This window comes from Aeromonas sp. 600948 (assembly GCF_049174875.1).
Taxonomy (GTDB): Bacteria; Pseudomonadota; Gammaproteobacteria; order Enterobacterales; family Aeromonadaceae; genus Aeromonas; species Aeromonas veronii_A.
Genome location: NZ_JAAKTY010000006.1, coordinates 81,583 through 106,550, shown reverse-complemented (window position 1 = coordinate 106,550; position 24,968 = coordinate 81,583). Strand labels below are relative to the sequence as shown.

At 49.4% G+C, this 24,968-nt stretch carries 25 protein-coding genes; 13 read left to right on the top strand and 12 right to left on the bottom strand.

Annotated elements, in window-relative coordinates; genetic code table 11:
* Positions 1 to 5: 5 nt before the first annotated feature.
* The 3 genes from G5182_RS07300 to G5182_RS07290 are packed head-to-tail and all read right to left on the bottom strand — an operon-like array spanning position 6 to position 1,147.
* Complete coding sequence (locus G5182_RS07300) at positions 6 to 515, bottom strand: phage regulatory CII family protein (protein ID WP_421254275.1); 510 nt, start codon at positions 513 to 515, stop codon at positions 6 to 8.
* Between the two features lie 37 nt (positions 516 to 552).
* Positions 553 to 822: a DNA-binding protein gene (locus tag G5182_RS07295; RefSeq protein WP_213387180.1), complete on the bottom strand. Its 270-nt coding sequence runs from the start codon at positions 820 to 822 to the stop codon at positions 553 to 555.
* Between the two features lie 40 nt (positions 823 to 862).
* A complete protein-coding gene (locus G5182_RS07290) occupies positions 863 to 1,147 on the bottom strand; it encodes a Cro/CI family transcriptional regulator (RefSeq protein WP_421254274.1) in 285 nt (94 codons plus the stop codon).
* A gap of 129 nt (positions 1,148 to 1,276) precedes the next feature.
* On the opposite strand from G5182_RS07290, the gene G5182_RS07285 reads away from it, so the two are divergent.
* From G5182_RS07285 to G5182_RS07260, 6 genes are all read left to right on the top strand, one after another.
* Positions 1,277 to 1,966 carry a LexA family protein gene (locus G5182_RS07285; RefSeq protein ID WP_323916898.1) on the top strand — a complete coding sequence of 230 codons (690 nt, stop codon included), beginning with the start codon at positions 1,277 to 1,279 and terminating at the stop codon, positions 1,964 to 1,966.
* A 347-nt stretch (positions 1,967 to 2,313) separates the two neighbouring features.
* Entirely contained in the window at positions 2,314 to 3,030 is a 717-nt protein-coding gene (locus tag G5182_RS07280; protein WP_421254273.1) for a DNA-methyltransferase, read from the top strand.
* A complete protein-coding gene (locus G5182_RS07275; RefSeq protein ID WP_421254272.1) occupies positions 3,008 to 3,379 on the top strand; it encodes a hypothetical protein in 372 nt (123 codons plus the stop codon). The genes G5182_RS07280 and G5182_RS07275 overlap by 23 nt, the downstream gene beginning before the upstream one ends.
* Before the next feature lie 3 nt (positions 3,380 to 3,382).
* A complete protein-coding gene (locus tag G5182_RS07270; RefSeq protein WP_421254271.1) occupies positions 3,383 to 4,669 on the top strand; it encodes a DUF6575 domain-containing protein in 1,287 nt (428 codons plus the stop codon).
* An 851-nt stretch (positions 4,670 to 5,520) separates the two neighbouring features.
* Positions 5,521 to 6,507, top strand: coding sequence for a phage integrase (locus G5182_RS07265; RefSeq protein WP_421254270.1), 987 nt, complete (start codon positions 5,521 to 5,523; stop codon positions 6,505 to 6,507).
* A gap of 198 nt (positions 6,508 to 6,705) precedes the next feature.
* Positions 6,706 to 7,925 (top strand): IS3 family transposase gene (locus G5182_RS07260; RefSeq protein WP_227340769.1). Its coding sequence is split into 2 segments (ribosomal slippage): positions 6,706 to 7,054 and positions 7,054 to 7,925, totalling 1,221 coding nucleotides; the frame shifts between segments, so codons are not numbered across the junction.
* Positions 7,926 to 8,104: 179 nt separating this feature from the next.
* On the opposite strand, the gene emrD is transcribed toward G5182_RS07260, so the two are convergent.
* The 3 genes from emrD to G5182_RS07245 all read right to left on the bottom strand — a co-directional run bounded on the left by emrD (position 8,105) and on the right by G5182_RS07245 (position 10,850).
* Positions 8,105 to 9,301, bottom strand: coding sequence for a multidrug efflux MFS transporter EmrD (gene emrD, locus G5182_RS07255; RefSeq protein ID WP_005333920.1), 1,197 nt, complete (start codon positions 9,299 to 9,301; stop codon positions 8,105 to 8,107).
* A gap of 262 nt (positions 9,302 to 9,563) precedes the next feature.
* Positions 9,564 to 10,226 (bottom strand): glutathione S-transferase family protein, encoded by a 663-nt coding sequence (locus G5182_RS07250; RefSeq protein WP_227340770.1) that lies wholly within the window; start codon positions 10,224 to 10,226, stop codon positions 9,564 to 9,566.
* A 168-nt stretch (positions 10,227 to 10,394) separates the two neighbouring features.
* Positions 10,395 to 10,850, bottom strand: a complete 456-nt coding sequence (locus G5182_RS07245) for a hypothetical protein (RefSeq protein WP_227340771.1) — start codon at positions 10,848 to 10,850, stop codon at positions 10,395 to 10,397.
* A 199-nt stretch (positions 10,851 to 11,049) separates the two neighbouring features.
* On the opposite strand from G5182_RS07245, the gene suhB reads away from it, so the two are divergent.
* The 7 genes from suhB (at position 11,050) to pseC (ending at position 18,047) form a co-directional block, all read left to right on the top strand.
* Complete coding sequence (gene suhB / locus G5182_RS07240; protein WP_021230872.1) at positions 11,050 to 11,853, top strand: inositol-1-monophosphatase; 804 nt, start codon at positions 11,050 to 11,052, stop codon at positions 11,851 to 11,853.
* Positions 11,854 to 12,174: 321 nt separating this feature from the next.
* A complete protein-coding gene (locus tag G5182_RS07235; RefSeq protein WP_103251745.1) occupies positions 12,175 to 13,107 on the top strand; it encodes a ZIP family metal transporter in 933 nt (310 codons plus the stop codon).
* 168 nt (positions 13,108 to 13,275) lie between these two features.
* Positions 13,276 to 13,968, top strand: a complete 693-nt coding sequence (gene mtnN / locus G5182_RS07230) for a 5'-methylthioadenosine/S-adenosylhomocysteine nucleosidase (protein ID WP_021230869.1) — start codon at positions 13,276 to 13,278, stop codon at positions 13,966 to 13,968.
* Positions 13,965 to 14,927, top strand: coding sequence for a cobalamin biosynthesis protein CobD/CbiB (locus G5182_RS07225; protein ID WP_227340772.1), 963 nt, complete (start codon positions 13,965 to 13,967; stop codon positions 14,925 to 14,927). The genes mtnN and G5182_RS07225 overlap by 4 nt, the downstream gene beginning before the upstream one ends.
* On the top strand, positions 14,920 to 15,765 hold the full coding sequence (locus G5182_RS07220; RefSeq protein WP_227340773.1) for a cobalamin-binding protein: 846 nt from the start codon (positions 14,920 to 14,922) through the stop codon (positions 15,763 to 15,765). The genes G5182_RS07225 and G5182_RS07220 overlap by 8 nt, the downstream gene beginning before the upstream one ends.
* A gap of 159 nt (positions 15,766 to 15,924) precedes the next feature.
* On the top strand, positions 15,925 to 16,929 hold the full coding sequence (pseB, locus tag G5182_RS07215; RefSeq protein WP_227340774.1) for a UDP-N-acetylglucosamine 4,6-dehydratase (inverting): 1,005 nt from the start codon (positions 15,925 to 15,927) through the stop codon (positions 16,927 to 16,929).
* Entirely contained in the window at positions 16,926 to 18,047 is a 1,122-nt protein-coding gene (pseC, locus tag G5182_RS07210) for a UDP-4-amino-4,6-dideoxy-N-acetyl-beta-L-altrosamine transaminase (RefSeq protein WP_227340775.1), read from the top strand. The genes pseB and pseC overlap by 4 nt, the downstream gene beginning before the upstream one ends.
* Here pseC and G5182_RS07205 read toward each other — a convergent pair.
* The 6 genes from G5182_RS07205 to G5182_RS07180 all read right to left on the bottom strand — a co-directional run bounded on the left by G5182_RS07205 (position 18,044) and on the right by G5182_RS07180 (position 24,790).
* Positions 18,044 to 19,210: a nucleotide sugar dehydrogenase gene (locus G5182_RS07205; protein ID WP_216953971.1), complete on the bottom strand. Its 1,167-nt coding sequence runs from the start codon at positions 19,208 to 19,210 to the stop codon at positions 18,044 to 18,046. The two genes, pseC and G5182_RS07205, sit on opposite strands and share 4 nt — an antisense overlap.
* Positions 19,210 to 20,235 (bottom strand): NAD-dependent epimerase, encoded by a 1,026-nt coding sequence (locus tag G5182_RS07200; protein ID WP_216953972.1) that lies wholly within the window; start codon positions 20,233 to 20,235, stop codon positions 19,210 to 19,212. The genes G5182_RS07205 and G5182_RS07200 overlap by 1 nt, the downstream gene beginning before the upstream one ends.
* A gap of 161 nt (positions 20,236 to 20,396) precedes the next feature.
* Positions 20,397 to 21,536, bottom strand: a complete 1,140-nt coding sequence (gene rffA, locus G5182_RS07195; protein WP_227340776.1) for a dTDP-4-amino-4,6-dideoxygalactose transaminase — start codon at positions 21,534 to 21,536, stop codon at positions 20,397 to 20,399.
* The gene (locus G5182_RS07190) at positions 21,533 to 22,486 is read right to left on the bottom strand and encodes a radical SAM/SPASM domain-containing protein (RefSeq protein ID WP_216953974.1); all 954 of its coding nucleotides are present in this window, start codon (positions 22,484 to 22,486) and stop codon (positions 21,533 to 21,535) included. Before G5182_RS07190 ends, rffA begins: the two co-directional genes overlap by 4 nt.
* 11 nt (positions 22,487 to 22,497) lie before the next feature.
* On the bottom strand, positions 22,498 to 23,199 hold the full coding sequence (locus tag G5182_RS07185; protein WP_129503725.1) for a WbqC family protein: 702 nt from the start codon (positions 23,197 to 23,199) through the stop codon (positions 22,498 to 22,500).
* 1 nt (position 23,200) lies between these two features.
* Positions 23,201 to 24,790, bottom strand: a complete 1,590-nt coding sequence (locus G5182_RS07180) for a hypothetical protein (RefSeq protein ID WP_227340777.1) — start codon at positions 24,788 to 24,790, stop codon at positions 23,201 to 23,203.
* Positions 24,791 to 24,968 lie beyond the last annotated feature (178 nt).

Here is a 24,968-nt window from a genome sequence, read left to right as displayed (position 1 = left end):
TTCTCCTAAGCCCCAGCTGCCATGCGCGCCATATCCAGCGCACAAGACAGAGAGGGAATGGCTTGGTATTTGTGCTCGATCTCGGTGATCAGCAGGGCGAGGTTGCCCATGGCCGCTGTCGCCGCACCGACCAGTGCATTGCGCTGCCCCTTGGTGACGCGGCCGCTCTCCACCACTGTCAGCGCCTGCGCGCCGAGCCCTGCCACCTTGGCCGTGGTGTCAATCACCTGATGAGCCAGGCTTGGGCCCTTCTCCCGTTCGGGGATGGCAATGGCCGTCAGGCCACAGCAGAACAGGGCGCCATCAAAGAGGGTTTCATCCCCCTCACTTGCCTGGGTAATGGCAATCAACTCAGCAACCGTCAGCTCGTGAGGTTGGTCGGGGTTTAACTTGTTGCGCAGGATCTGCGGATTCATGCCCGTTAGTTGGGCGATCTCGGCCATGTTGTGACTGGCCGCAAAGCGTTGGCATGCGCTGATCCAGTGCGGATGTTTGCTGGCGTGTTCGGTAAACATGCGAGGTTCTCCTTGACCCGTTATGGTGTTTGCAGGTTCACGCGAGCGTCATGGTGACGTAGCGCTCAGCCTGATAACGGGCTTTCAGGAACAGGGCGTAAAGATTGACCTCGCGAGGTGCGCCCGGGCCGTCTTGCAAAATGGGCAACTGGCCGCGGTCGGCACGCTTTTTAACGGCTCCAATCGTCAAGCCTTGGCGCTTGGCGTACTCCTCTAGGCTTTCGCTGACCCGATCACCAAACGGGTAATCAAGCGGTAGTTGGCTCACATCACTGGGGATGCGGATAGGTTTGATTCGAGTAGTCATGATGAATCCTTCTTAGGGGGTTCAAACACAGGGGGGATTGTCAGGAAGCGTTGCCAGATAGAGCGTTTGCCGCGGCCATGGCTCGCTTCACACACGGAAAATCAGCCGGGATAGCCGTTGTTGCGACGCGTTGTGTGTCCCGCTCTTGGCCAGGCAGAGCGGTGGTGTCAGCCTTAAGCTGACCGCCGGTCATCAATTCGAGCTGATAGGCGCGACCTTGGGGGATTGTCTCGCCCCACTGCGAAACTGACTGCGGTTTGATACCTAGGGCGGCAGCTAATTGGACTACGCTGCCATAATGCTGAACTGCGTCATGTTTTTTCATTTTCTTACTCTCTCGGCAGGGCTCATATACTCAATGGAAGTAAATGTAAGATCGCTTGCAGGCGAAGGCAACAAAAACTTACCAAAAAAGAAAGTAAAAACTACGCAGTCGTTGTGTAAGATAACTTACATGAACATACATTCGCGCATAAAATCACAACGATTAGTTCACGGCTTGACCCAAGAATCCTTGGCTAAAAAGCTGGGAATTAACCGCGTCTCTATCAGCCAGTGGGAGCGAGGAGACACCTCGCCGAAAGGTAACAACCTAGTTAGGCTTGCTGAGATTCTTGGAGTTAAGCCGGAATGGCTGCTTTTCGGTGACGATGCTGCAAGCAGTACTGGGACAAGCTTGCCCGGTTATCACAACGTCGAACCAGCAGTGATCTATCAGGGCAAACGGATCCCGATTCTTAGCTATGTCCAAGCGGGCAACTGGCGTGAGATGTGCGAGCAGGCTACTGCCTTCGATGGGAATGTCGAATATGTATCGGCAGGTGGTGAGATCGGTCCCTACGGATTTGGCCTTTGGTTACGTGGTGACTCTATGGTGCCGCTATTCAAGGAAGGGGATCTCATCATCGTTGATCCTGATGAGTCACCCCAGCCAGGGGATTACGTCGTGGCCAAGAACGGCACCGACGAGGCCACATTCAAAAAGTACCGGCCCCGCGGCATCGATGAGAACGGGCAAGAGGTATTTGAACTGGTCCCCCTCAATGACGATTACCCCACCATGCACTCCGATCGACAACACATACAGATCATCGGTGTGATGGTAGAGCACAGATCTTACAGAAAAAGACAAACAGGGCGATAACGTGTCTTGAGACGAGTAAATGGCTGGGTCAGTTGCCAACCGATCTTGCTGGAATAATGAGAGCTTGCTCTCATATCTTTTGGTAAAGTGTCGCTCTTAACTTACTCGTAGAATAAGATACTTTTGAATCTGTTAGTCTACACGTTGTAGATAGAGAATTGGTTAGTGTAGCGGAAGGGTGGCTGTGACATCGTGCGGTAGCTATACCCTGATCTTATCTAATCTAATCATAACAACGTTATCATGGCTTCCTTGAGTAAGGTTAACATGTTGTTTTTATTTGTAATTCGGCTTTTCTCTCACATGGAAACCAGTGCCGAGTTCACACCTTAACCTTGGAGCCTCTAGTGTCTGACCAGGCAATAAATAATGCATTCTATGACCTTCACCAAGGTGATGCGATAGAGTGGCTAAAGTCATTAAATGACTCATCAGTTGATTTGTTAATTACTGATCCCCCTTATGAATCATTAGAGAAGCATCGTAAAGTTGGGACAACAACACGTCTCAAGCAGAGTAAATCATCTAGTAATATGTGGTTCGAGATTTTTCCAAACTCTAGATTTGAAACTCTTTTTTATGAAGCTTATCGAGTTCTTCGTAAAAACAGCCATTTTTATTTATTTTGCGATCAAGAAACTGCATTTATTGTAAAGCCTATTGCAGAAGCGGCAGGTTTCAAATTTTGGAAGCCCATCGTTTGGGATAAGATGAGAATTGGCATGGGTTATCATTACCGTGCTAAGTATGAGTTTATTCTTTTTTTCGAAAAAGGAAAACGTAAGCTAAATAATCTCTCTATACCTGACATATTAAGTGTTCCAAGAATTCATCGGGGTTATCCTACAGAAAAACCCGTTGAGTTAATGAAAATTTTGATATCTCAAAGTTCCAATGAGAATGAATTAGTTTGTGATCCATTTATGGGGGCTTGCGCAGTTGGTGTTGCAGCCCAGATGTTAAACAGAAAGTTCATCGGCAATGATTTAAGCTCTGAGGCACTTAAATTATCCGTTGAACGGTTAAAAAAAGGATTTCCAGATGGAGTTGAATCCATATCCTGATTTTTTCCCAGAGGGTGTACCTTCAGACGCAGCAGAGAATACATCTGGTGAAGCGTATCGATTAGTAAAAACTAATCCACCAACACCTAGTGATTTTCAAGCTTTTCACTTAGATAAAGTGAATCCAAAACCAGTTCCTAGTCCATCAGATTGTGGCACATCAATGTACCGTAGAAGAGACGTCGTTGTGTCATTAAAGGCTGTGTCTAAACCGCTTAAAAGCAGATTAATTGCTATTGGTACGTTGGAACCTCACTTTGGTAAAATGTCAAAGGAACGTTCTGATAGCCATTTCGAGGCCTGGCTGAGAATTAATTCAGGCATTGAAAACAACTTCGAAGTGAACTGAAATATGTATCATCTAAGTGAGACTCATCAATTTGGGCGGTTAGAAATTGTTTCTGAGTATATGAGGTTTGATATACCGAGAACATTTTTGGCTCAATCCCCTCAGCTGGCAAGGGAGAGGAGGTATGTTTTCGTTAACTGGGTTGAAGAAAAAGATGAATGTGATGGTTGGTATTATATAACAATTAATGAAGATGAGAAAAATAGGCTTGAAAATGGGAGTATTCAACTAAGGGACATATATCTTTACAAAAGTATTTATTATATAGAAACCCCATTTGATACAACGCAGCCTACTGTTGAACGATTGTTGACGACAGCAGAAATTGATCAAGAAGCTTTGCCGGACCCCGGATATGGTATATCACTAGATTCTGATGGTTTTTCTTTAGTTTATAAAGACCCTGAGCATTATAAAACAACGAATGCGTTCCACGAGGTTAGGATTTATCGCAACAGAAGTACCAGACCTATAGAATGGAATGCAGTTCAAGCTATACTTGGGGCTTGGGGAAGAATATGTGAGGGAATATTAAGGAATATATCTGAACGCGCTATGTTCCTGCCATTTTATTCTGAGCCTGGCTCATATAAAATGATGTTCAAAACTTCGAATAACGAAGGATTGCTCGAAACAGTTTTAACTGCAGTTGATCTACTTTCAACACCTAATGCCGACTGGATTACTGGTTTAAAAGATCTTGATGTTGACCCAAAATATGTAGAAGAGCTCATCAATGCACTTACTGAGCATGAGTTGCAATTTGATTTGCGTGCTCACACCGGAACAGTTATATCAAACATTAATTTCCAACGTATCCCAGAGTCAACACAAGCATTAAATCAATACAACCAAATTGCAATTTCCAGCGCACAAATCCCTCAAGCCAATGATATAAATAGAATTATTCGTTACATTGATGCTAAGGCAACAATGACACCTTTTACAAGTGAAACAGAGCAAATTACATCTAGACAAGTTTCATATTATGAAACAGCGGCAAAAATATTAGGTTTTGTTAATGGCGTTAATATGCTGACACCTGTTGGCTATAAATTGCATGGGATTGATAACCAACAAGATAAAATGAGATTGCTCAGGGATAGATTTGAACAGTCATTGTGTGGTTGGGCTTGGATGCAATACAATGGAGCGGCGTCCATAAATGAGGTGGATCCTGATTCTGCAACTGAGTTCTTAACTCAGTACTCAATTGGATTGAGCCAAGATACTGCTAGGCGAAGAGCTGCGACTCTTAGAAACTGGGCGATGCTTTTCCGAGAAGTTTAATGAAAAAGGCTGCGTGTGCAGCCTTTTTCATTTTGAATCGAATAAAGTTTTAAAATAAATAGCGATTAAATAGTCTTTAAAATATCTGTTATCTCAGTTCAATCAATTCAGGAGTTCGAGCACCTTGCACTGGTTCCGCACAAGGGAGCCCTCTATCCGGAAGGCGGAGGTGTATAGAGGGGACCGACCGTCAGAGTCCTTCCGAACTCAGTTAACTAAATGCAACGCCCTATCAGGTAAAGCTACACACCAATTTAGTAGATCGGATATGCCCAGGTAGTTGATGGAAAGGCTCTAGAGCAGGAATGTCTTGAGCAGTTGTAGATCCATCACTTTGTGCTTTGGTGATGTCCCCATCACCCGCATCACACGGGATGATGGGCACTCTCGGTATGTCAGCTGGGTATTGGGTTATTGGGTAAAGTAGGTCCCGCCGCCCATGCCTACACTACTTATTTACGCTTCCACCTTCATCGTTACGTCCATCATACACAGGAGGAGAGGTGTCGCTCCATCGTTGGTGGCGCGAGCCGCTAGTAAGAGCTGAGTAGCTACCAGCAGAATTGTCATAGTTTTATCCCCTGTTGTTTCGCCTTGCCCTGCTGCCGGGTTGAACCCGATTACCACAATGAGCAGGCCAACTCTGTGTGTAGCCCACTCAAGTTTCCCAATTTCCTGCTCTCCTATGTATGGAGCAACCTCAGCTAAACACTGCCAATCGCGATCATTTGCTGTATAAAAACACAGTGTATTGTTGGAGGGGTTATGAGTGAGAGAAAGCATTGGTTGGGAGCGCTGCCGATGTGGGGGCTGTGGGTGTGGGTAAGCACCTTCCTATACAAGGAGGGGCAATGAGCATCAAGTCCACGCCCGAGGGGTACCTGGTCGATATCCGCCCGCAGGGGAGGGAGGGCAAGCGGATCCGCAAGCGCTTCAAGACCAAGTCCGAGGCCCAGCAGTTTGAACGCTGGGTGATCGCTACCGAGCATAACAAAGAGTGGGTTGATCGTCCGGCAGACAATCGGCCACTCTCCGAGCTTATCGAGCTCTGGTGGCGCTATCATGGCCAGACCCTGAAAGCAGGGGAGGCGGTGCGCAAGAAACTCCACAATATCGATGCCGCGTTGCGCCACCCGTTGGCAAGGCAGGTGACCCGGGCGCTGTTCTCCGAGTATCGGGCGCAGCGACTGCACGCCGGCCGCCAGCCCAAGACAGTGAACCGTGAGCAGGAGATGCTGGGCGGGGTGTTCTCGGTGCTCATTGATCTCGGCCATTATCACCATGAGCACCCGCTCAAAGAGATGAAGAAGGTCAAGCTGGTCGAGCGGTCGATGGGCTACCTGACCCAGGACGAAATCGGCGACGTGCTGGCCGCGCTATCCGGGGATAACTTGAAGGTGGTCAAACTCTGCCTGGCCACGGGGGCGCGTTGGAGTGAAGCGGCCAATCTGCGCCGCGAGGAGGTGCGGGCCCATCGGGTAACTTACATCAATACCAAGAATGGCAAGAACCGCACCGTGCCGATCTCGGCCGATCTGACGAAAGAGATAACGAATGGGGTAAATCGGGGCCCGCTGTTCCGTGACCTCGACTATATGTTTGTGCGTGAGGTGATCAAGTCAGTGGCGCCGGATCTGCCTGCAGGGCAGGCGGTGCATGTGTTTCGGCACACTTTTGCATCACATTTCATGATGTCGGGGGGAAACATCCTCGCGCTGCAAAAAATTTTGGGTCATCACAACATTCAGCAGACCATGAGCTATGCCCACTTCGCACCGGACTACCTGAGCGATGCTGTGCGCTTCAACCCGCTGGAAAATCCGCTGCCCACCATATGACAAAGTGTCCACAAATTGCCCCAAACAGGGTCATCTGGGGTGACTAAGCGTCACCCCTTGTAGTCCCCAACTCATTGATTTGATTCTAGGTTGTTGTTTTTATTGGGTATATTAAGGCGGCTCAGGCCTCCTTTTTTGTATCTGTTGTCCCGTCCTGAATATGGTTTACACCTTTCCCCCCAATAAATGGAGAACCCGATGGGGCAAGGTGTGAAACGGACACAGCGCGATTACTCGCTGACTTTTAAACTGGCACTGGTCGAGCAGATTGAAAAAGGCGAGCTCACCTACAAACAGGCTCAGGTGCGTTATGGCATTCAGGGCCGCTCCACCGTTCTGGTATGGTTGCGTAAACATGGTCGGCAAGATTGGAGCCAGGGGGCTTCTGTGCGTGCCGGCAGGAGCATCACCATGCCTGACCACGACAACCAGACGCCCGAACAGCGCATCAAGGAACTCGAGCAACAGCTGGCGCTGATGAGTCAGAAGGCCCAGTTCTTTGAGGCCGTCGTCGATGTGCTGAAGAATGACTACGGCGTCTCCATCGTAAAAAAGCGACCCGGCAAGTCCTCTCGCAGCGGCAAGTCGAGAGGCTGACCATTGTCAGGGCTTGCCTGTTTCTGGGGATAAGCCGGCAGGCTTACTACAAGCGCAATCGGGTCGCCGACGAGCGCCATGCTCAAGGGCTGCAGGTGGTGCGCTTCGTGCGTCAGGTTCGACTGCGACAACCTCGGGTGGGCACTCGCAAGCTGCATTATCTGCTCCAGGGTCAGGATGATGGCGGGCTCAAAGTCGGGCGTGACAGGCTGTTTCGGATATTGGCCGAGCACCGCCTGCTGGTGCTGCCCAGGCGGGCGTATCACAAGACCACCCACAGTTTTCACCGTTTCTACCGTCATCCCAACTTGCTCAAGGCGGGGCCAGAGCAGGTCACGCCGGTGGCCCCGGAGCAGGTCTGGGTCGCTGATATCACCTATCTGCCAGCCAGGAGCGGGCCGCTGTACCTGAGCCTGGTGACGGATGCGTACTCACGCAAGATAGTAGGCCACCACGTACACGAAGGAATGCACGCGGAGTCGGTTGCGATGGCGTTCAAGAAAGCACTGAAGCAACGGCGTGGCGGCGGTGAACTCATCCATCACTCGGACCGCGGCGTGCAGTATTGCTCTGGGCTGTATCAGTCACTACATGAACGGTACGGGGTGAAATGCTCGATGACGGATGGGTATGACTGTTATCAGAATGCGTTGGCGGAGCGGGTGAACGGGATTTTGAAAGGAGAGTTATTGCTGCAAAGCCCGCAGGATTTGACGCACGCGCGGGAAATGGTGCGTGAAGCAGTAGATATTTACAACGAGGAGCGGCCGCATCATGCATTGAAATACAGAACCCCCGATGCGGTACATAGGGGGTTCTGAGTAGAGAAATGCGAGTTGAAGTTGAAAATGTGTAAACCTATTTCAGGACTAGACACTGAAGTTAACCTCACAACATCGATCACTACATCAAGCTAATGCTGTCTCCCAGCCCGTTCTTCGGATAAAACAAAGCCCACCGCTGAGGGTGGGCTTGCTCCAGATGCAAAGAGAGCGGCTGATCAAATTGCCATCTGCTCGTGGGGCGAACCATGGTGGCGTAACCAGACAAAGCTCAGCGCCACGATCAGCACCATCAGGGTCATGATGGCCCCCAGAGTCACCTGCCCGGTCATCGGGAAACCGGCCGCCAGCAGGGTCACCACGCCCGCCCCCAGATTCTGCATCCCGCCGAGAATGGCTCCCGCGGTGCCGGCTTGACCCGGGAAGGGCTCGATGGCGCAGGAGGTGGCAGTCGGGTAGAGAATACCGCTACCGATGAAGTAGACAGCCGCACCACCGACCAGCGAGGCGGCACTCACCACCCCGAACAGCCCCGGCACCAGAATGATGAGGGAGCCGAGCGCCAGAAAGGCGATCCCCAGACGCATCAGTTTGCCCTGAGTCAAACGGAAGCTCAGCTTGGCAGAGAGCCAGGCCCCGAACAGATAGCCGGGCAGCGGCAGCACGAACAGCACGCTCACGGTACGGGCGCTCAGTTTCAGCACATCGCCCAGCAGCACACCGGCCGCAGCCTCGAACACTGCCAAACCGGCAAAGGTCGCCATCAGGCAAAGCAGGTTGCCCTGAAACTTGGGGTTGCCCAGCACATGACGATAGGCAGCACCGACGCGCAGCGGCTGACGAGCAGCAGCAGGCAGCGTCTCACCAAACCAGGCCATGATCGCCAGAGTGGCTACGGCACCAAAACCGAACAGGAACCAGTAACCGGCGCGCCAGTTGAACAGCTCGGTCAGCCAGCCACCCAGCACCGGGGCCAGCAGCGGGGAGAAGATCACCCCCATGCTGACCAGACTGTTGGCGCGGTTGAGCTCGGCGCCATTGTAGCGATCGCGCATCACGGTACGGCTCATGGCGCCACCGGCACCGGTACCCAGCCCCTGAATAAAGCTGCCCACCAGCAGGGCGGCAAAATGAGGGATGACCTGAATGATCAGGGTGCCTACCAGAAATACCATCATGCCGACGATCAGCACCGGACGACGACCGATTCGATCCGACAGCGGCCCGTAGACAAACTGGGAGAGGCCATAGGGGATCAGGTAACAGGCCATCACCGCCTGTAACTGGCCCGAGGCCACATTGAAGTCCCCCGCCATCATGGGAATGGAGGGAACATAAAGGGTCTGGGTCATCTGGCCCACAGCGACCATCAGAATGGTCAGTAAAAACAACGGATAAAAACTGTGCCGATCCATATCAGTCCCAAAAAATCGAAAAAATGCTGCCGCCCCTCTGGCACAAAATGGCCCAGAGGAATCTGATCACAGAGGCTGTGATGCAATCAAAAACAGTGTTGGAAACAGTAGGCGGGGAGCCCGCCAAGCCACCGCACAGGACGCTTGGTGGTATGGGGGCATCATAGTGATTCAGCTCACAAAAAACGAACGAATCTTTATAATCGGCTTGCCTTAGTTTTTCTAATATTACGGGGCGTTTCGCCCCGTCCGCAGTTAAAAATCAACGTGTTACCATCTGCTGCGCCTGCTTGATCAGCTCATCGGGCTGCTCCTTGCGCGGCGGTATGGTGATCCCCTTCTGGCAGGCAGGTTTCTCTGCCATGCAATCCATCCAGGCTTGCAGATGGGGTAACCCCTCGATGGAGATGCCGCTCCAGTCATAAATACGCACCCAGGGCCAGGTGGCGATATCGGCGATGCTGTACTCGTCCGCCAGATATTCTTGGTGGGCCAGATGGCTATCGAGCACCTCGAACAGACGGCGCCCCTCCTTCTGGTAACGTTCGATGGCGGCGGGGATCTTCTCGGGGAAATAGCGGTAGAAGACATTGGCCTGCCCCATCATGGGTCCTACCCCGCCCATCTGGAACATCAGCCACTGGATGGCCTGAGAGCGGCGTTTGGGATCAGCGGGCAGCAACTTGCCTGCTTTCTCCGCCAGATAGATGAGGATGGCCCCCGACTCGAATACGGCAAAATCGTCATTATCCCGATCGACGATAGCCGGAATACGGCCATTTGGGTTGATGGCGAGAAACTCGGGCTTCTTCTGATCCAGTGCAGAGAGATCGAGAGGAATGACCCGATAGGGCAAACCCAGCTCTTCGAGGGCGATCGCCACTTTGAAACCATTGGGGGTCGCGGCGGTGTAAAAGTCGATCATGATTCACTCCTTGTTGGTCATAGCCAGATTGCACGGTTGGAACAGGGTGCAACACCATAGCCGCCTCATCTTGCAACAAGTGACCGGCTCCAGACCATTAAAAAGCGACGCACCGCTGGCCAAACAAGGCTACGGTGCGCCGCTAGTGCGCTCTGGCAATGGTAGATATTAGTTAATCACGGCGACCGGCTTGCGCTGGCGCAGCATGATCAGGCGGGAAAGCAACGGGAAGTAAGACTCCAGTTTGCGCAGCAGCACCCGGCTGCAGGCAGGCTCGGCCAGCTCAGACTCATCCAGCACGATGCCGTTTGAGACAAAATAGAAACGGGGGTCACGCACATCCGGCCCACAGACCGTCAGCTCCTTGTCTCCCTTGCGGATCAGCAACGGCAAGACCGGCAAACCGATCGTCTCATCCTCTCCCCGGGTAAATCCGGCATCCTGCCAGGGCGCATCGCCGTCGATCAGCAGGATCGCCGCCTCCGTCTTGGCCGGTTGCCACTGGGCCAGTGGGGTCACGGTGATGTGGGCAAAGTGATCACCATACTCGGGTGATGACCGCAAGATGGCCAACAGTCCCTCGCTGGCCGCTGACACGTTCTGACTCACTAATGACAAATTCATGGTTCACATCCCTATGCTCATGACAGCCTGTATCCGGCTGCTGGGATAAGACTAGCGCAGATCTGGTCTATATTGGAGCCGTCAAATCTGGCAGTGGTAATCAATTGGTCGTAGGGGGATAACAGTTGCCATCGCACAAAATACTGGTATCATACCGCGTCCTTTTATCCCCCGTTCTTTAACATCCAGTGGTGAACCTATGCATCCGATGCTGAATATCGCCGTGCGCGCTGCGCGCAACGCCGGTCAAGTTGTAGTAAAAGCCTTCTCCCAGCCTGAGAACATTGAGGCTATCCAAAAAGGCAGCAATGACTTCGTGACCAACGTTGACCGTGAAGCCGAAGCGGCCATCATTCACACCATCAAAAAATCTTACCCTGAGCACAGCATTGTTGCTGAAGAGTCTGGTGAGATTGCCGGTACCAATCCGGACTATCAATGGATCATTGACCCACTGGATGGCACGACCAACCTGGTCAAAGGCATTCCGCACTTTGCCGTCTCCATCGCCCTGCGTGTCAAGGGCAAGACTGAACAAGCCGTTGTTTACGATCCCATCCGTGACGAGCTGTTTACTGCTACCCGTGGTAGCGGCGCCCAGCTGAACGGCTACCGCATTCGTGTCGGCAAAGCCAAAGAGCTGGCTGGCACCGTGCTGGCGACCGGTTTCCCGTTCAAGCAGAAGCATCACATCGAGCCTTACCTGAAGATGTTCCAGAGCATGTTCATCGAATGTGCCGACATCCGTCGTTCCGGCTCTGCCGCACTGGATCTGGCCTACGTGGCTGCCGGTCGCGTCGACGGTTTCTGGGAAATCGGCCTCAAGCCCTGGGACACCGCTGCCGGTGAACTGCTGGCCAAAGAAGCTGGCGCCATCGTCACCGACTTCGTAGGTGGTCACAACTACGAAAACTCCGGCAACATCGTGGTTGCCAACCCGCGTGTCCTGAAAGAGATGCTCGGCAAGATCCGTGAAGAGCTGCCGGAGTCCCTGGCGAAATAAGCCAGCCTTCGAGCAGACAGATAACAAAACCGGCGCAAGCCGGTTTTCTTGTATCTGTTATCCGAACACCAAGGCAGACATCTACAGCTGATTTAAAAGAGTTCGCGATGCATCCCCACTGGCCTCTCAACATCCACTTCAGCCATTTGCAGACAACCCCTCTTGCCCCCCGCCTTTGGCTACCGATAAGAGTTCCCATGTGGTTGCCTGGATAAACTCTTTCCAGATTTTCAGATAGCGGCAATCGCCTTGCAGGCATGGACAAGGGGCGGCCAAGTAGATGTAATGCCACCATCCACTTTGCACACTCGAGGTCATGCCATGGACCATCTCTCAGCTCTTCCTCCGTTATCCTGGTCACAGCAACTGCGTAGCCAGATGCAAAGCCGCCCGCTCACTGCCCTCGGTCTCTTTATCGCGCTGGCTGCCGTCTTGTTACTGCTGTTGCAGAGTCTCATCATGCTCGCTACCGGCGAGGTGACCAGCGGCGTGCGCTACGGCCTTGTCGGTGGTGCTGCCGGGTTTGCCGCCACCGCCATCGGCGCCCTGCCCGCTCTGTTTCTACGCTCGGTACCGCAAAAAGTGGAGGACACCATGCTCGGCTTTGCCGCCGGCATGATGCTGGCGGCCAGCGCCTTCTCCCTGCTGCTGCCGGGGCTGGAGGCTGCCGAGGGGATCACCGGCAACGGCTTTAGTGCCGCCGCCGTAGTGGTAGTCGGCATGACCCTCGGGGTGCTGTTGATGCTGGGACTGGACCAGTTCACCCCGCACGAGCATGACAAAACCGGCCCCTGCGGCCCCGGCCATGAGAGCTGCTCCCGGGTCTGGCTGTTCGTCTTTGCCATCGCCCTGCACAACCTGCCGGAGGGGATGGCCATCGGGGTCAGCTTCTCGCAGGGGGATATGTCGGTGGGGCTGCCGCTCACAACCGCCATCGCACTGCAGGATATTCCCGAAGGACTGGCGGTGGCGCTGGCCATGTGCGCCGCCGGTTTTCGCCCCTCTGTCGCCGTGCTGGTCGCCATCGCCAGCGGCCTGCTCGAACCGATTGGCGCCCTGCTCGGGGTGGGGCTCTCCAGCGGCCTTGCCATCGCCTACCCCATCGGACTTGGGCTCGCCGCCGGCGCCATGCTGTTTGTGGTCTCGCACGAGGTAATTCCGGAGACTCATCGCAACGGTCACCAGACCTATGCCACCCTTGGCCTGATGGCAGGCTTTGCCCTGATGATGACCCTCGATACCGCGCTCGGCTAAAGGCCTTCTCCCCTCCTCATCAATGCTTTTTGTCACCTGCGGCGCTTCCATATGGATCGCCGCGTTTCATCTCTCCTTTCGCTTGTGCCTCTCGGCGCCGACGCCATCTTTTGTTATGATCTACAGCAACTTAAATTCAGCCACACGGCTATCAAGACGAGGTCAGCAATGAAAGTAGGTATTATCGGCGCCATGGAGCAAGAAGTAGCCCTGCTGCGCAGCCAGATGAGCAACCCCACCACCCTGCAACTGGGCGGCTGCGAGTTCTATCAAGGGGAGCTGGCAGGCAAAGAGGTGATCCTGACCCGCTCCGGTATCGGTAAGGTCGCCGCCAGCGTGGCCACCAGCCTGCTGCTGGAAAAATTTGCCCCCGACTGCGTCATCAATACCGGCTCTGCCGGCGGCTTTGCCCAGGACCTGCACATCGGTGATGTGGTGATTGCCAGCGAGATGCGTTTCCACGATGTGGACGTGACCGCCTTTGGTTACGAGATGGGCCAGATGGCGCAGCAACCCGCCGCCTTCCCCTGCGACGAGAAACTCATCGCGGTCGCTCAGGATTGCATCGCCGAGCAGGGCAAGCACCAGACCAAGGTCGGCCTTATCTGCACCGGCGATCAGTTCATGTGCAAACCGGACGCCATCGCCAAGGCTCGCGCCGACTTCCCGCAGATGCTGGCGGTCGAGATGGAAGGTGCCGCCATCGGTCAGGTGTGCCACATGTTCAAAGTGCCCTATCTGGTGGTACGCGCCATGTCTGATATCGCCGGCAAGGAACAGGTTGAATCCTTCGATGCCTTCATCGAAGTGGCTGGCAAGCACTCCGCCGAAGTGATCATCAAGATGCTCGGCAAGCTGTGATCGAGACCGGCTCGCTTGATTTGATGGCCGACGCCCTCCTTTCTACGATGGCGGCCATTCTGGTGGGGGCAGCCCTGCTGGAGGCGGTGATCCCGTGGCCATCCCATCTGCGTCTTTCGGCCGTCACGCCCCTGCTGACCCGGCTGGGGCACAAGGTACACAGACCCGATGGTTCACCCGGCCAGCAAATGCAGGCCGGCCTGCTGGCAATGCTGGTAGTCTGGCTCCCCTGCGCCACCGGGCTCTGGTCGTTGCGCAATCTGGCATTGAGCGAACCGATCTTCGACCTGCTGTTCATGCTGCTGATGCTCGAATCCCGTCCACTGCGCGAACTCGCCCATGCCACTCACTCTCTCACCACCCAGGAGACACTGCCGCTGGCGAGATTGCAGGTGGCTCCCTGGCTCAAGCGGGAGACCAGTAAACTCTCGACCATGGGGCTCGCCAAAGCAGTGACGGAGAGCTGCGCCCTGCGCCTGGTGGGCCAATGGGCTGGCCCGCTGCTGGGATTTGCCCTGGCTGGCGTACAGGGTGCCCTGCTCTGGCGGCTGGTGCAGCTGATGAACCTGAGCTGGAGTCGCAAAGATCCCGCCTTCGACCATTTTGGTCGCGCCGCCAGCACCCTCTATCAGGGGCTCAATGCCCCCGTCATTTTGTTGCTGGGGCTGCCACTGCTGGCAAGCCGTCTCAAGCAGGCAGCGCAGTTGCTGCGAAGTGGCGCGCTCTGGCCCTATCCCGCCATGGGGATGCTGCTCACCCTGCTGGTAGACAAGTGCCGGATCCGCCTTGGTGGCCCTCGCTACTATCAGGGGGCTCTCCAGCGCTGGCCAGTCATCGGCACAGGTGCTGAGCCAGATAGCGAGACTCCGCGCAAGGTGCTCAACATTCTGCAAGGGTGCGTCTGGGGCTGGTTGATACTGGCGCTGCTTGTCACTGTGGCGGGGTTATTTCATGGTTAGATGGTTGCGCTTGGCTGTCTGGCTGCCCTGCGTGCTGGTTGCCTGGTTGCCCGGTGTCCTACAGGCCGCCACGCCAACCCGGGTGGTGAGTGTTGTTCCTCACCTGACCGAATTGCTCTACGAGATTGGCGCCGGCGACAAGCTGGTTGCCATCGACGATGCCTCAGACTATCCCGCCGAGGTGAAAACCAAGCCCAAGGTGGCCAATTATCGCAGCATCAATGTCGAGGCGCTGCTGGCGCAAAAGCCGGATCTCATCCTCGGCTGGCGCTCGGCTCAATCACGGATGCTGGCCCCACTGGCACAGATCGGGATCCCGGTTTTCTACTCTGAGCCTACCGATTTTGCCTCGCTGGCCACCGAGATGCGGGCCCTGGGCAAATTGCTGGGTGTGGAAAAGAGTGCCAACGAGGCCGCCGATCGCTATCTGGCGCGCCTGCATGAGCTGCAACAGCATTATGGACAATCAACCGGCGTCAAGGTGTTCTACCAGCTCTGGTACCCACCGCTCACCAGCGTCAGTGGCAATGCCTGGCCGGCTCAGGCCATCGAACTCTGCGGCGGGGTCAACGTCATGGCAAATGCCAAGACCCCCTACCCTCAAGTGGACATGGAACAGGTGATCAAAGCGAACCCCGCGCTGATCCTGGCGGGGAGTCAAGATCCTGACGCCCTGAATCACTGGCAAAAGTGGCCCAATCTCGATGCGGTGCAGCACCAGCGACTCGATTTGATCAACTCGGATGAACTACACCGATTCACCCCAAGAGCCCTCAATGCGGTGGAGCAGATTTGCCGAGCTATCCAGCTAAGCTCGCAAAGCACCAGCACATCTTGATACATCACTAATGATGAGGATCGACCTGAAGTGTTCTGGGTGGCAACCAAATCTTTAGAACTGTTTTTGTGTGAATGGATCACACTCTTTGCCAAAAAAACTGGTACTTTATTTGCTAGCATATGATTCATCTACTGTTTTTATGACGAGATGCCCACAATGTTCAACGATAAAACGCTACTGATCACAGGTGGCACCGGCTCGTTTGGCCAACGATTGGTCAAGACAGTACTGGAACGTTATAAACCCAAACGCCTTATCATCTATTCTCGTGACGAACTGAAACAGTTCGAGATGCAGCAAGAGTTTAACGACCCCTGCATGCGCTATTTTATCGGTGATGTAAGAGACGCCAACCGGCTCACCATGGCAATGCGTGGAGTGGATTACGTGGTTCATGCAGCCGCACTCAAGCAAGTGCCCGCCGCTGAATACAACCCCATGGAGTGCATTAAAACCAATATCCATGGTGCAGAAAACGTCATCCAGGCTGCCTTGCTCAATCAGGTTAAAAAAGTTATTGCCCTCTCCACTGACAAAGCCGCCAACCCGATCAATCTCTACGGCGCCACCAAACTGGCATCAGACAAACTCTTCGTGGCAGCAAACAACATCGCGGGGCAGGATCCCACCCGTTTTGCCGTAGTCCGCTACGGTAACGTGGTCGGTTCTCGCGGCTCTGTCGTCCCCTTCTTCCAAAAGCTGATTGACCAGGGAGCAGATGCGTTACCCATCACCCATGAGGAGATGACGCGCTTCTGGATTACCTTGCAACAAGGGGTGGATTTCGTTCTGGACAATTTTGGGCGGATGAAGGGGGGGGAAATATTTGTTCCCAAGTTGCCATCCGTCCGAATTACGGAGCTCGCCAGTGCCATGGCACCGCACCTGCCACACAAGATCATCGGCATTCGCCCGGGAGAGAAGCTCCATGAAGTGATGTGTCCTGCCGATGACTCTTATCACACCTTCGAGTTTGATGACTTCTTCGTGATTGGCCCAACCATCAACTTCAATAATCGCAACAACGATTTCTCCAAAACAGCGGCGGGCGAAAAAGGAAAAATGGTAGAACAGGGCTTCGAATATAACTCTCGCAGCAACCCTCACTTTTTTACCATTGAACAGCTTTTGAAAATGAACCAAAAGGGGAGAACTGAATGATCCCTTATGGCCGCCAATCCATCAGCCAGGCAGATATCGATGCTGTTGTGGACGTTCTCAAGTCCGACTTCCTGACCCAGGGACCCGTAGTCCCCCGCTTCGAGCAAGCAGTAGCCGATTACTGTGGAGCCAAATTCGGGGTGGCAGTCAATTCAGGTACCGCAGCACTCCATGTAGCCTGTCTGGCACTTGGCGTTGGCCCCGGCGACTGGGTCTGGACATCCCCCATCAGCTTTGTTGCATCCGCCAACTGTGCTCTCTACTGCGGTGCACAAGTCGATTTTGTCGATATTGAACCAGATACCGGTAACATGTGCGCTTTGGAGCTGGAGAGGAAGCTGATTGCAGCCAAGGCGGAAGGAAAGCTACCCAAAGTAGTCATACCGGTGCACTTTGCCGGCCTCCCCTGCGACATGCAGGAGATCCACCGCCTGGGACAAAAGTACGGTTTCAAGATCATCGAAGATGCCTGCCACGCCCTTGGTGCCCGTTATCATGGTGAGCCTACCGGCAATGGCCGCTATAGCGACATCACAGTATTCAGCTTCCACCCGGTGAAGATCATCACCACTGGCGAGGGTGGCATGGCCATGACCAACGACCCTGCGCTTGCCAAGATGATGCGCATGCTCCGCAGCCATGGCATCACCCGTGAACCGGAAGACTTTATCAATGAGCCGGACGGCCCTTGGTACTATGAGCAGCAGATGCTCGGCTTCAACTACCGCATGACCGACATTCAGGCTGCGCTGGGGTTGAGCCAGATGGCCAATCTGGAGACATGGATTCACACGCGTAACGAGATTGCCCAGTACTACTTCGAAAGACTGGCACCACACCAGCTACCTCGTCATTTCAACACCGAGCGGCGTAGTGCCTTCCATCTCTATGTTCACCATGTAGCCCCTGAACAACGCTGTGCGCTCTTCCAAAAAGTACGTGCACAGGATATCGGCGCCAACGTGCACTATATACCTATTTACAAACAACCTTGGTATCAAAAGTGGACTCATACTACCCTGCCCTCTACTGAGCAATTTTACGCAGGCGCAATGACCTTGCCACTCTTTCCTGGTTTGACAAAAGCACAGCAATTGAAAATATGCAGTCTGCTTTAGTCGTAGCCAAAAATGTCTCGTGTATAGACCTTATCAATCACATCGGCTAAATCAGGACTCATTCGGTTGGCAAGTATAATGTCACACATACCTTTAAATACGGATACTTCAGTGATGACTTTTGACCTAAAGAAATAAGGTTCCATTAAGGATGGCTCATAAACAACAACCTCAATACCCTTCGCCTTGATTCTTTTCATGACTCCCTGTATTGCCGATGCTCTAAAATTATCCGAACCAGCCTTCATAACTAGTCGATAAATACCTACTCGTTTAGGATTAGTCGCGATAACTGTATCGGCAATAAAATCTTTTCTCGTTGTATTAGCATCAACAATAGCTCTAATCAGGTTGCTGGGCACTTGGTTGAAATTTGCCAGAAGCTGCTTGGTGTCTTTTGGCAGACAATAACCTCCATAACCAAAAGATGGATTGTTGTAATAGTGGCCAATACGAGGGTCCAGGCAAACACCATCAATAATATCCTTTGTTTCTAGATTATTTTTTTGGGCATATGTATCCAACTCATTAAAAAATGCGATTCGCATCGCCAGATATGTGTTAGCAAATAATTTTACAGCCTCTGCTTCCGTACTTTCAGTAAAAATGACTGGCACATTTTTTTCTATTGCCCCATCAATCATAAGTCTAGAAAATGTTCGTGCATATTCACTTGTTGCCCCGACTATAACACGTGATGGATAAAGGTTATCATATAATGCTCTCCCTTCACGTAAAAACTCGGGGGAAAAGAAAATATTCTCGTAATTATGAGTCATCCGCATTTTAGAGGTAAAACCAACAGGAACAGTAGACTTGATTACAATTACTGCCTCAGGATTAATTTCCATAATATCAAAAATAACTGACTCTACCGACGCAGTATCAAAGCAATTTGTATCAGGATCATAATTAGTGGGCGTCGCAATTATAATATAGTCAGCATGTTGGTAAGCGGTTGATTTATTCAAGGTTGCGGTAAGATCCAAAGTCCGTTGTTTAAAGAACAGATCGATATCAGAATCAATAATTGGAGATTGTCGCCTGTTAATCATGGACACTTTTTCTGGATTAACATCAAATGCAACAACATGATGGTTCTGAGCTAACAATATTGCATTAGACAAACCTACGTAACCTATACCGACAACGGCAATTTTCATTATTGAACCTTCACATCCAAAAATTGATAATAAGAGCGATACCATTCAACAAAATTCTGTATGCCCTGTTCTATCTTCATTGATGGGCGATATGAAATAGTAGCAAATAAATCCTCAGTATCCGCCCATGTCGCATAAACATCACCCGACTGCATGGGCATCATATTTTTTATAGCTTTAACCCCCAGCGCTTGCTCGAGAGATTGAATAAAATCAACTATTTTAATCGGCCTACCATTACCAATGTTAAATACACGATAAGGGGCACTGCTATCAGCTGGAGAACCAGTTGCGCAACGCCAGGCAGAATTTTCAACCGGTATCACGTCCGCTACCCGGATCACACCTTCAGCAATGTCATCTATATATGTGAAATCTCGGCTTAACAGACCATTGTTATATACATCTATTGGCTGTCCAGACAGCATACATTTAGTAAATTTAAATAATGCCATATCCGGCCGTCCCCACGGGCCATAAACTGTGAAAAAACGCAATCCTGTGGTTGGGATACCATACAAATGAGAATATGTGTGCGCCATCAGCTCATTCATTTTTTTTGTCGCTGCATATAACGAAATAGGATGGTCAGTGGGTTCACTCACTCTAAATGGCATTTCCTCATTCATTCCATATACGGAGCTAGAAGATGCATAAACAAGATGCTCAATATGATGATGACGACAACCTTCCAGAATTGTCAAAAATCCGTCTACGTTGCTATCAATATAAGAAAAGGGAGATTCCATTGAATGGCGAACACCGGCTTGAGCGGCAAGATGAATTACTCTGTCAAACTTCTCTTTGGAAAAGAGAGTCAGGATAGATTTTCTATCAGAGACATCCATTTTTACAAACTTGAAGTTAGAAAATGGAGTTAACTGTTCAAGTCTACTTAATTTAAGAGATACCTCATAGTAATCATTTAGGTTATCAATACCTATAACCTGATACCCTTTCAAGCACAGTAGTTCGCACACCTTCGCACCGATAAATCCCGCTGCACCAGTTACAAAATATTTCATACGACATACCTGTTAAAAATTGCTTTTGGTTATACGCTAAGGTGAAATCATTATCTTACTGAGTGCCAATATCCATATGTATATTACAAATATTATAGCTTATGAATATTTATAAGATCATTAATAAAATGCATCTAATTCATTTAAATTTATGATTAGCTTTAATTATTGACTACAAAAAAGTGTCTGACCGCATCAATAATGAATACTTGCTCCGACTCAGTCAGGCTTGCATGTAAAGGTAAACGTAACAGCATTCTAGAAACCGCTGTGGTATTTATATCATCGCCATGAAATCTACCATATCGAATACCAGCCGGACTAGAATGCAGAGGTACAAAGTGTGAGGTAACTTCCACATTAAGATTGCGCATGAATTTAAATAATCCCTGTTGTTCGTCAGGGGATCTTGTTCTTATATGATATATATGAGCATTATGCTCAACATGTGCCGGAACGGCAGGAAGTGTGAGCACTCCAGCATTAGCCAACTCAGATAAACATGTATGATAAAAAAGCCATTTTTTTAATCTAGCATTCGTAATTTCTCTCGCGTTTTGTAATTGCTGCAACAAGACTACAGCTTGAACCTCTGACATTACATAACTAGATGATAAAATTTGCCATGTATATCTATCAACCTCTCCACGCAAAAACCTTGAACGATCAGTTCCTTTCTCCTGAATGATTTCACATATACCATGGTACTTATCTTCGTTTACTAAAAAAGCCCCGCCCTCACCACCGGCATGAATATTTTTAGTATGATGAAAGCTGACGCAGCCAAATTGACCAATTGAACCAAGTGGCCGTCCTTTATATGTTGACATGATACTTTGTGCAGCATCTTCAACCAATACAAGATTATAGCGATTGCATATATCGACTATAGAAGACATTTCTGATGCAACACCGGCATAGTGAACAACCACTACGGCTTTCGTTCTAACTGTAATAGCCTCTTCAATAAGCTGCTCATTTATATTCAAAGTGTCTGGCCTGATATCGACAAATACTAATTTTGCGCCCCTTAAGGCAAAAGCACTTGCAGAGGTAACAAATGTAAAGCTTGGCAGTATTACCTCATCCCCTGGCTGCAAATCCATCGCTAAAGCTGCCATCTCCAAAGATGCACTACAGGATGGCGTTAAAAAAACTCGCCTTGCATTATATATATCTTGTAATAGTTCCTCACATTTTTTTTTATTAACACCGATACCTAAACATTCTCCATCACTTTCAGTGATATGGCCAATATTATTGGGGCGATTATATGGTATCCAACTGCGATATGATTTCATTTCATAATAACCTTAATGTCACTGACAAGATTTGCATAACTTCTTCCTGAATCAGGCCATGTTGTCAGTCTCCAATCAGGACATTGCCCACAAAAAGTATGGCATTTGAAATCGTTATTAAGATGAGCCTCTCGCAGTTCGTTTAAAAATGCTCCCTGCCAAGCAGTTTTTAGCGTTGTCTTCCTGTAATCAATGAAACTGGATGCATACGCCCAATCTGTCGGGCAAAAAGAAAGCTCACCTTTTGGATCCAGGGTCAAACGCTCCCATGGATATAAGCATGGGCGCCTTGACTCATGGGAATGAGCTTCCCCTTGAGCCAACATACCTGCCGCCGAATGTAAATTCCTGATCAGCACTTCATCAGCTCCCTGATTTTTCCAAAAAAGAGAAAAATCATCTACCTCATCTTCATTTCCTGCCTGACGAATAAAACTCACAACAATACGAGTTCTGTATTGCCCTGTCTTGATATGTTCGATCATTCTAATTATATTACGTCGCACTTGCTCAAGACGCCCGCCACGAATCTTCGCATAAGTCTCATCGTTAAAGGCATCAATGCTGACATCAATCATATGAAGGCCACTTTCTAATAACTGTTTTAGTTTTTTCTCATTAAGAACTGTACCATTAGTGGTTAACGTGACAAACGTGCCACTATGCTCGACAGCATACTGGATCATTTCATGTGCATGAGGATGCATAAGTGGCTCACCATTGCTGGTATATCGTATATACTGGCAATGTCCGTCGCTATTGTCTCTTATATCATCGATCAGCTTCTTGTTTAGTTCAGGGTCTAACAATCTTGCGGAATAATGTTCAGACTCTTTAAATTGAGGGTGTGGACAATGTATGCATCTTAAATTACAAATTTCAGCAATATCTACAATGACCTGTGATGGAAACTCCGATGACAGTCGATCATAGAAACCATATTTAGCCATGAGTTCTCCTACTAATAATTTAGTTCGCTATGAACAAAATCACCGCCAGCACATAATAAAGCATCGATAATACTGACGCGGCAATCAAAACCAGGTCCGTTCTGGGGATAGCGAGCATATTCAGGATATTCCATCCAGGCAACACCGATACCCCTTTCTTCAAAGCGCCCGATATCTAAATAATTTTTTGCCGCCGGCCCAGAAAAATAAATACTTGCATCAGCTCTTTCAGCAATGACGATCAGTCTTTCCGTTGCATCGCTAAATCCCCCTCCATTCAAGTAATGACTATCCGTAAAGATGGGGGTGGTGATCCCTAATAAATGCATGATTTTTTTAATAAACATGATATTTATATCAGAGATATACTCAAATTCACGTGCATCTTCATACCATGATTTAATTTCATCTATATATCTATCAAAAAAAAGCGCCTTTTTGTATCGCTCTTTAATTATAGCAAAATGCTTCTGACACCATAGATTATCGACAACTTTTGTGGATGATATTTTCTGATTTCTATCAACATGACATACGGGTATTGTTAACCATACAGCACCCTGTGTGGTCATAATCCTATTGCGGTTACGCCAATCTCTTGTTGTATACTGGACAGAATCAAGAAATATAAATTCGTCCACCCTGTTTATAATATCAAAGTAGCCTATCCAAGGAATATAATTAGATTGAATGATTGCTATCTTTTTATGCAAGTTAGTATGCTCTTAATATTTTTGAACGTGTTAAACCACATGAAATCATCTGTGCTTTAATCTCGGGCCAGTAATCAGAAGCAATAATAACCACATCAAGTTCATTGGTGGCCTCCAGTGTAAATTTTTCTATTGGGGCATTACAAAATATAGCACCGAATTTACTATCGTCATTATCAAAAAAACACTTCACCTTTATTTCCCTGTCAGAAAAAACAAGGTCAGAATGAAGTTTTCCATAGAATTTTTTTGCGCCAGAGCCAGTGCCAAAAATGGCTATTTTAATATTTCTTTTTCTTCCAAATCGATAGTAAAACTCATCTGGCAAATTTCGTTTAAATCGATACGTAAATTTCTCTGAAAATGAACTTTCAAGTAAAAAACCTCTGATTTTCGGCAAAATAACGTCAATATTATGAAACTGTTCAACATAGTTGCAGCAGCTTCTTGATTTATTTTCGAGAAAACCATATTGGAATACATCTTCAAGCATAACATGAATATCATTTCGCTGTGGGGAAGACTCCCCAATTAGCGAGAGATAAAGACTTGAGCCTTCATCAAACTCGTCTGAAGCTTCATCAAGCCACACCCCTTTCACTAGACGACGGTATCCTTTAACACAAGAGTCTATGGCAATCACAGGTAATCCGATCATTGCAAGATGATATGCTGAGGAGCCCATTGCAACACCGAAATGATATTTTTCAGATTCAATTAGGCTGTATATATCAGATTCATTTCTCTTTCCTAAGATACGAATTTCAAGGCGTTCATGCGCAAGCTTTTTATATGATTCAACTTCATCCTCATAGAGAGCATATCCATATCCTATCAAATCAAAAAGTATATGCAGCTGAGGTTTATTGTTAAGAACAACATTCAAGCTGTCAATAAAACTCAAGATGCTTTCATTCTTGAAAAAGTCAAATCTCCCGAGCCAGAGCACCTTCATAAACTCTTCTGGAGCAGAAATATTGTACCGTATCTTTTGTGTTACGGGCTCAACAGGAACAGTGGCAGATGAGTGATGATTAAGTGGAACAGAAAAATACTCAGAATTATATTTACGATATATGTCATTGGGATACCAGATTGCATGTGCTCGATCCAACTTTAATAATAATTGGCGCTGGTAGTGCCAAGTTTCATTAATTAACTTTGGTTTGAATGCACGAGATGCGTTAAATCCAATCCCTGGCTCCCAGATACTCCAAGCTTCTGGATGCAACATCCCAGTCAATATATGAACTCTTTTATTTCCATTGAAGACATGCATAGCCCTATGCAAAACTTCAAAATATGAAGCGAGAACATATATATCTTCCCCAAAAAAATCATCAATAATTTTCTGTCCAAGTGCCCCCAGATACGATTGATTTGAAATAGAAACAAAGAAATCATCCATTTCTGGAATGATATACTTTTTTATCTTTACACTCTTGTTATCCAATAGCCCAAAAAGTGCAGAGTCCTCGTATCCAACTACGGCAACGGAATCACCTAATCCAACAAGATAGTCAATAAATCTACAGTTAAATGTCTCCGCACCACCGACACTCTTATTGAAATCAAAAACAACAATGTTCACGCCGCCCCCACAACCCTGTGTTAACAATACGTCGAATAAAATTCCCAGCCTTAAATAATAACTGATGCGATTAATACCTTTTTTTCAAAAAATGAACAATCTATAACATATAGGAATCTCTAAAAATCAATACACTAGCTCGAACTGGTTCGTCAAGGAAGAATCAAAGGATAAATTT

Excerpts from the sequence above, each read along its gene's own strand:
- G5182_RS07235 (WP_103251745.1), top strand. The coding sequence starts at position 12,175 with ATGGACCATCTCTCAGCTCTTCCTCCGTTATCCTGGTCACAGCAACTG.
- G5182_RS07285 (WP_323916898.1), top strand. The coding sequence starts at position 1,277 with ATGAACATACATTCGCGCATAAAATCACAACGATTAGTTCACGGCTTG.
- G5182_RS07200 (WP_216953972.1), bottom strand. The coding sequence starts at position 20,235 with ATGAAATATTTTGTAACTGGTGCAGCGGGATTTATCGGTGCGAAGGTG.
- pseC (WP_227340775.1), top strand. The coding sequence starts at position 16,926 with ATGATCCCTTATGGCCGCCAATCCATCAGCCAGGCAGATATCGATGCT.
- G5182_RS07270 (WP_421254271.1), top strand. The coding sequence starts at position 3,383 with ATGTATCATCTAAGTGAGACTCATCAATTTGGGCGGTTAGAAATTGTT.
- G5182_RS07250 (WP_227340770.1), bottom strand. The coding sequence starts at position 10,226 with ATGATCGACTTTTACACCGCCGCGACCCCCAATGGTTTCAAAGTGGCG.
- G5182_RS07265 (WP_421254270.1), top strand. The coding sequence starts at position 5,521 with ATGAGCATCAAGTCCACGCCCGAGGGGTACCTGGTCGATATCCGCCCG.
- rffA (WP_227340776.1), bottom strand. The coding sequence starts at position 21,536 with ATGAAATCATATCGCAGTTGGATACCATATAATCGCCCCAATAATATT.
- G5182_RS07205 (WP_216953971.1), bottom strand. The coding sequence starts at position 19,210 with ATGAAAATTGCCGTTGTCGGTATAGGTTACGTAGGTTTGTCTAATGCA.
- G5182_RS07220 (WP_227340773.1), top strand. The coding sequence starts at position 14,920 with ATGGTTAGATGGTTGCGCTTGGCTGTCTGGCTGCCCTGCGTGCTGGTT.
- suhB (WP_021230872.1), top strand. The coding sequence starts at position 11,050 with ATGCATCCGATGCTGAATATCGCCGTGCGCGCTGCGCGCAACGCCGGT.
- G5182_RS07290 (WP_421254274.1), bottom strand. The coding sequence starts at position 1,147 with ATGAAAAAACATGACGCAGTTCAGCATTATGGCAGCGTAGTCCAATTA.
- mtnN (WP_021230869.1), top strand. The coding sequence starts at position 13,276 with ATGAAAGTAGGTATTATCGGCGCCATGGAGCAAGAAGTAGCCCTGCTG.
- G5182_RS07245 (WP_227340771.1), bottom strand. The coding sequence starts at position 10,850 with ATGAATTTGTCATTAGTGAGTCAGAACGTGTCAGCGGCCAGCGAGGGA.
- G5182_RS07295 (WP_213387180.1), bottom strand. The coding sequence starts at position 822 with ATGACTACTCGAATCAAACCTATCCGCATCCCCAGTGATGTGAGCCAA.
- G5182_RS07190 (WP_216953974.1), bottom strand. The coding sequence starts at position 22,486 with ATGGCTAAATATGGTTTCTATGATCGACTGTCATCGGAGTTTCCATCA.
- G5182_RS07275 (WP_421254272.1), top strand. The coding sequence starts at position 3,008 with ATGGAGTTGAATCCATATCCTGATTTTTTCCCAGAGGGTGTACCTTCA.
- pseB (WP_227340774.1), top strand. The coding sequence starts at position 15,925 with ATGTTCAACGATAAAACGCTACTGATCACAGGTGGCACCGGCTCGTTT.
- G5182_RS07300 (WP_421254275.1), bottom strand. The coding sequence starts at position 515 with ATGTTTACCGAACACGCCAGCAAACATCCGCACTGGATCAGCGCATGC.
- emrD (WP_005333920.1), bottom strand. The coding sequence starts at position 9,301 with ATGGATCGGCACAGTTTTTATCCGTTGTTTTTACTGACCATTCTGATG.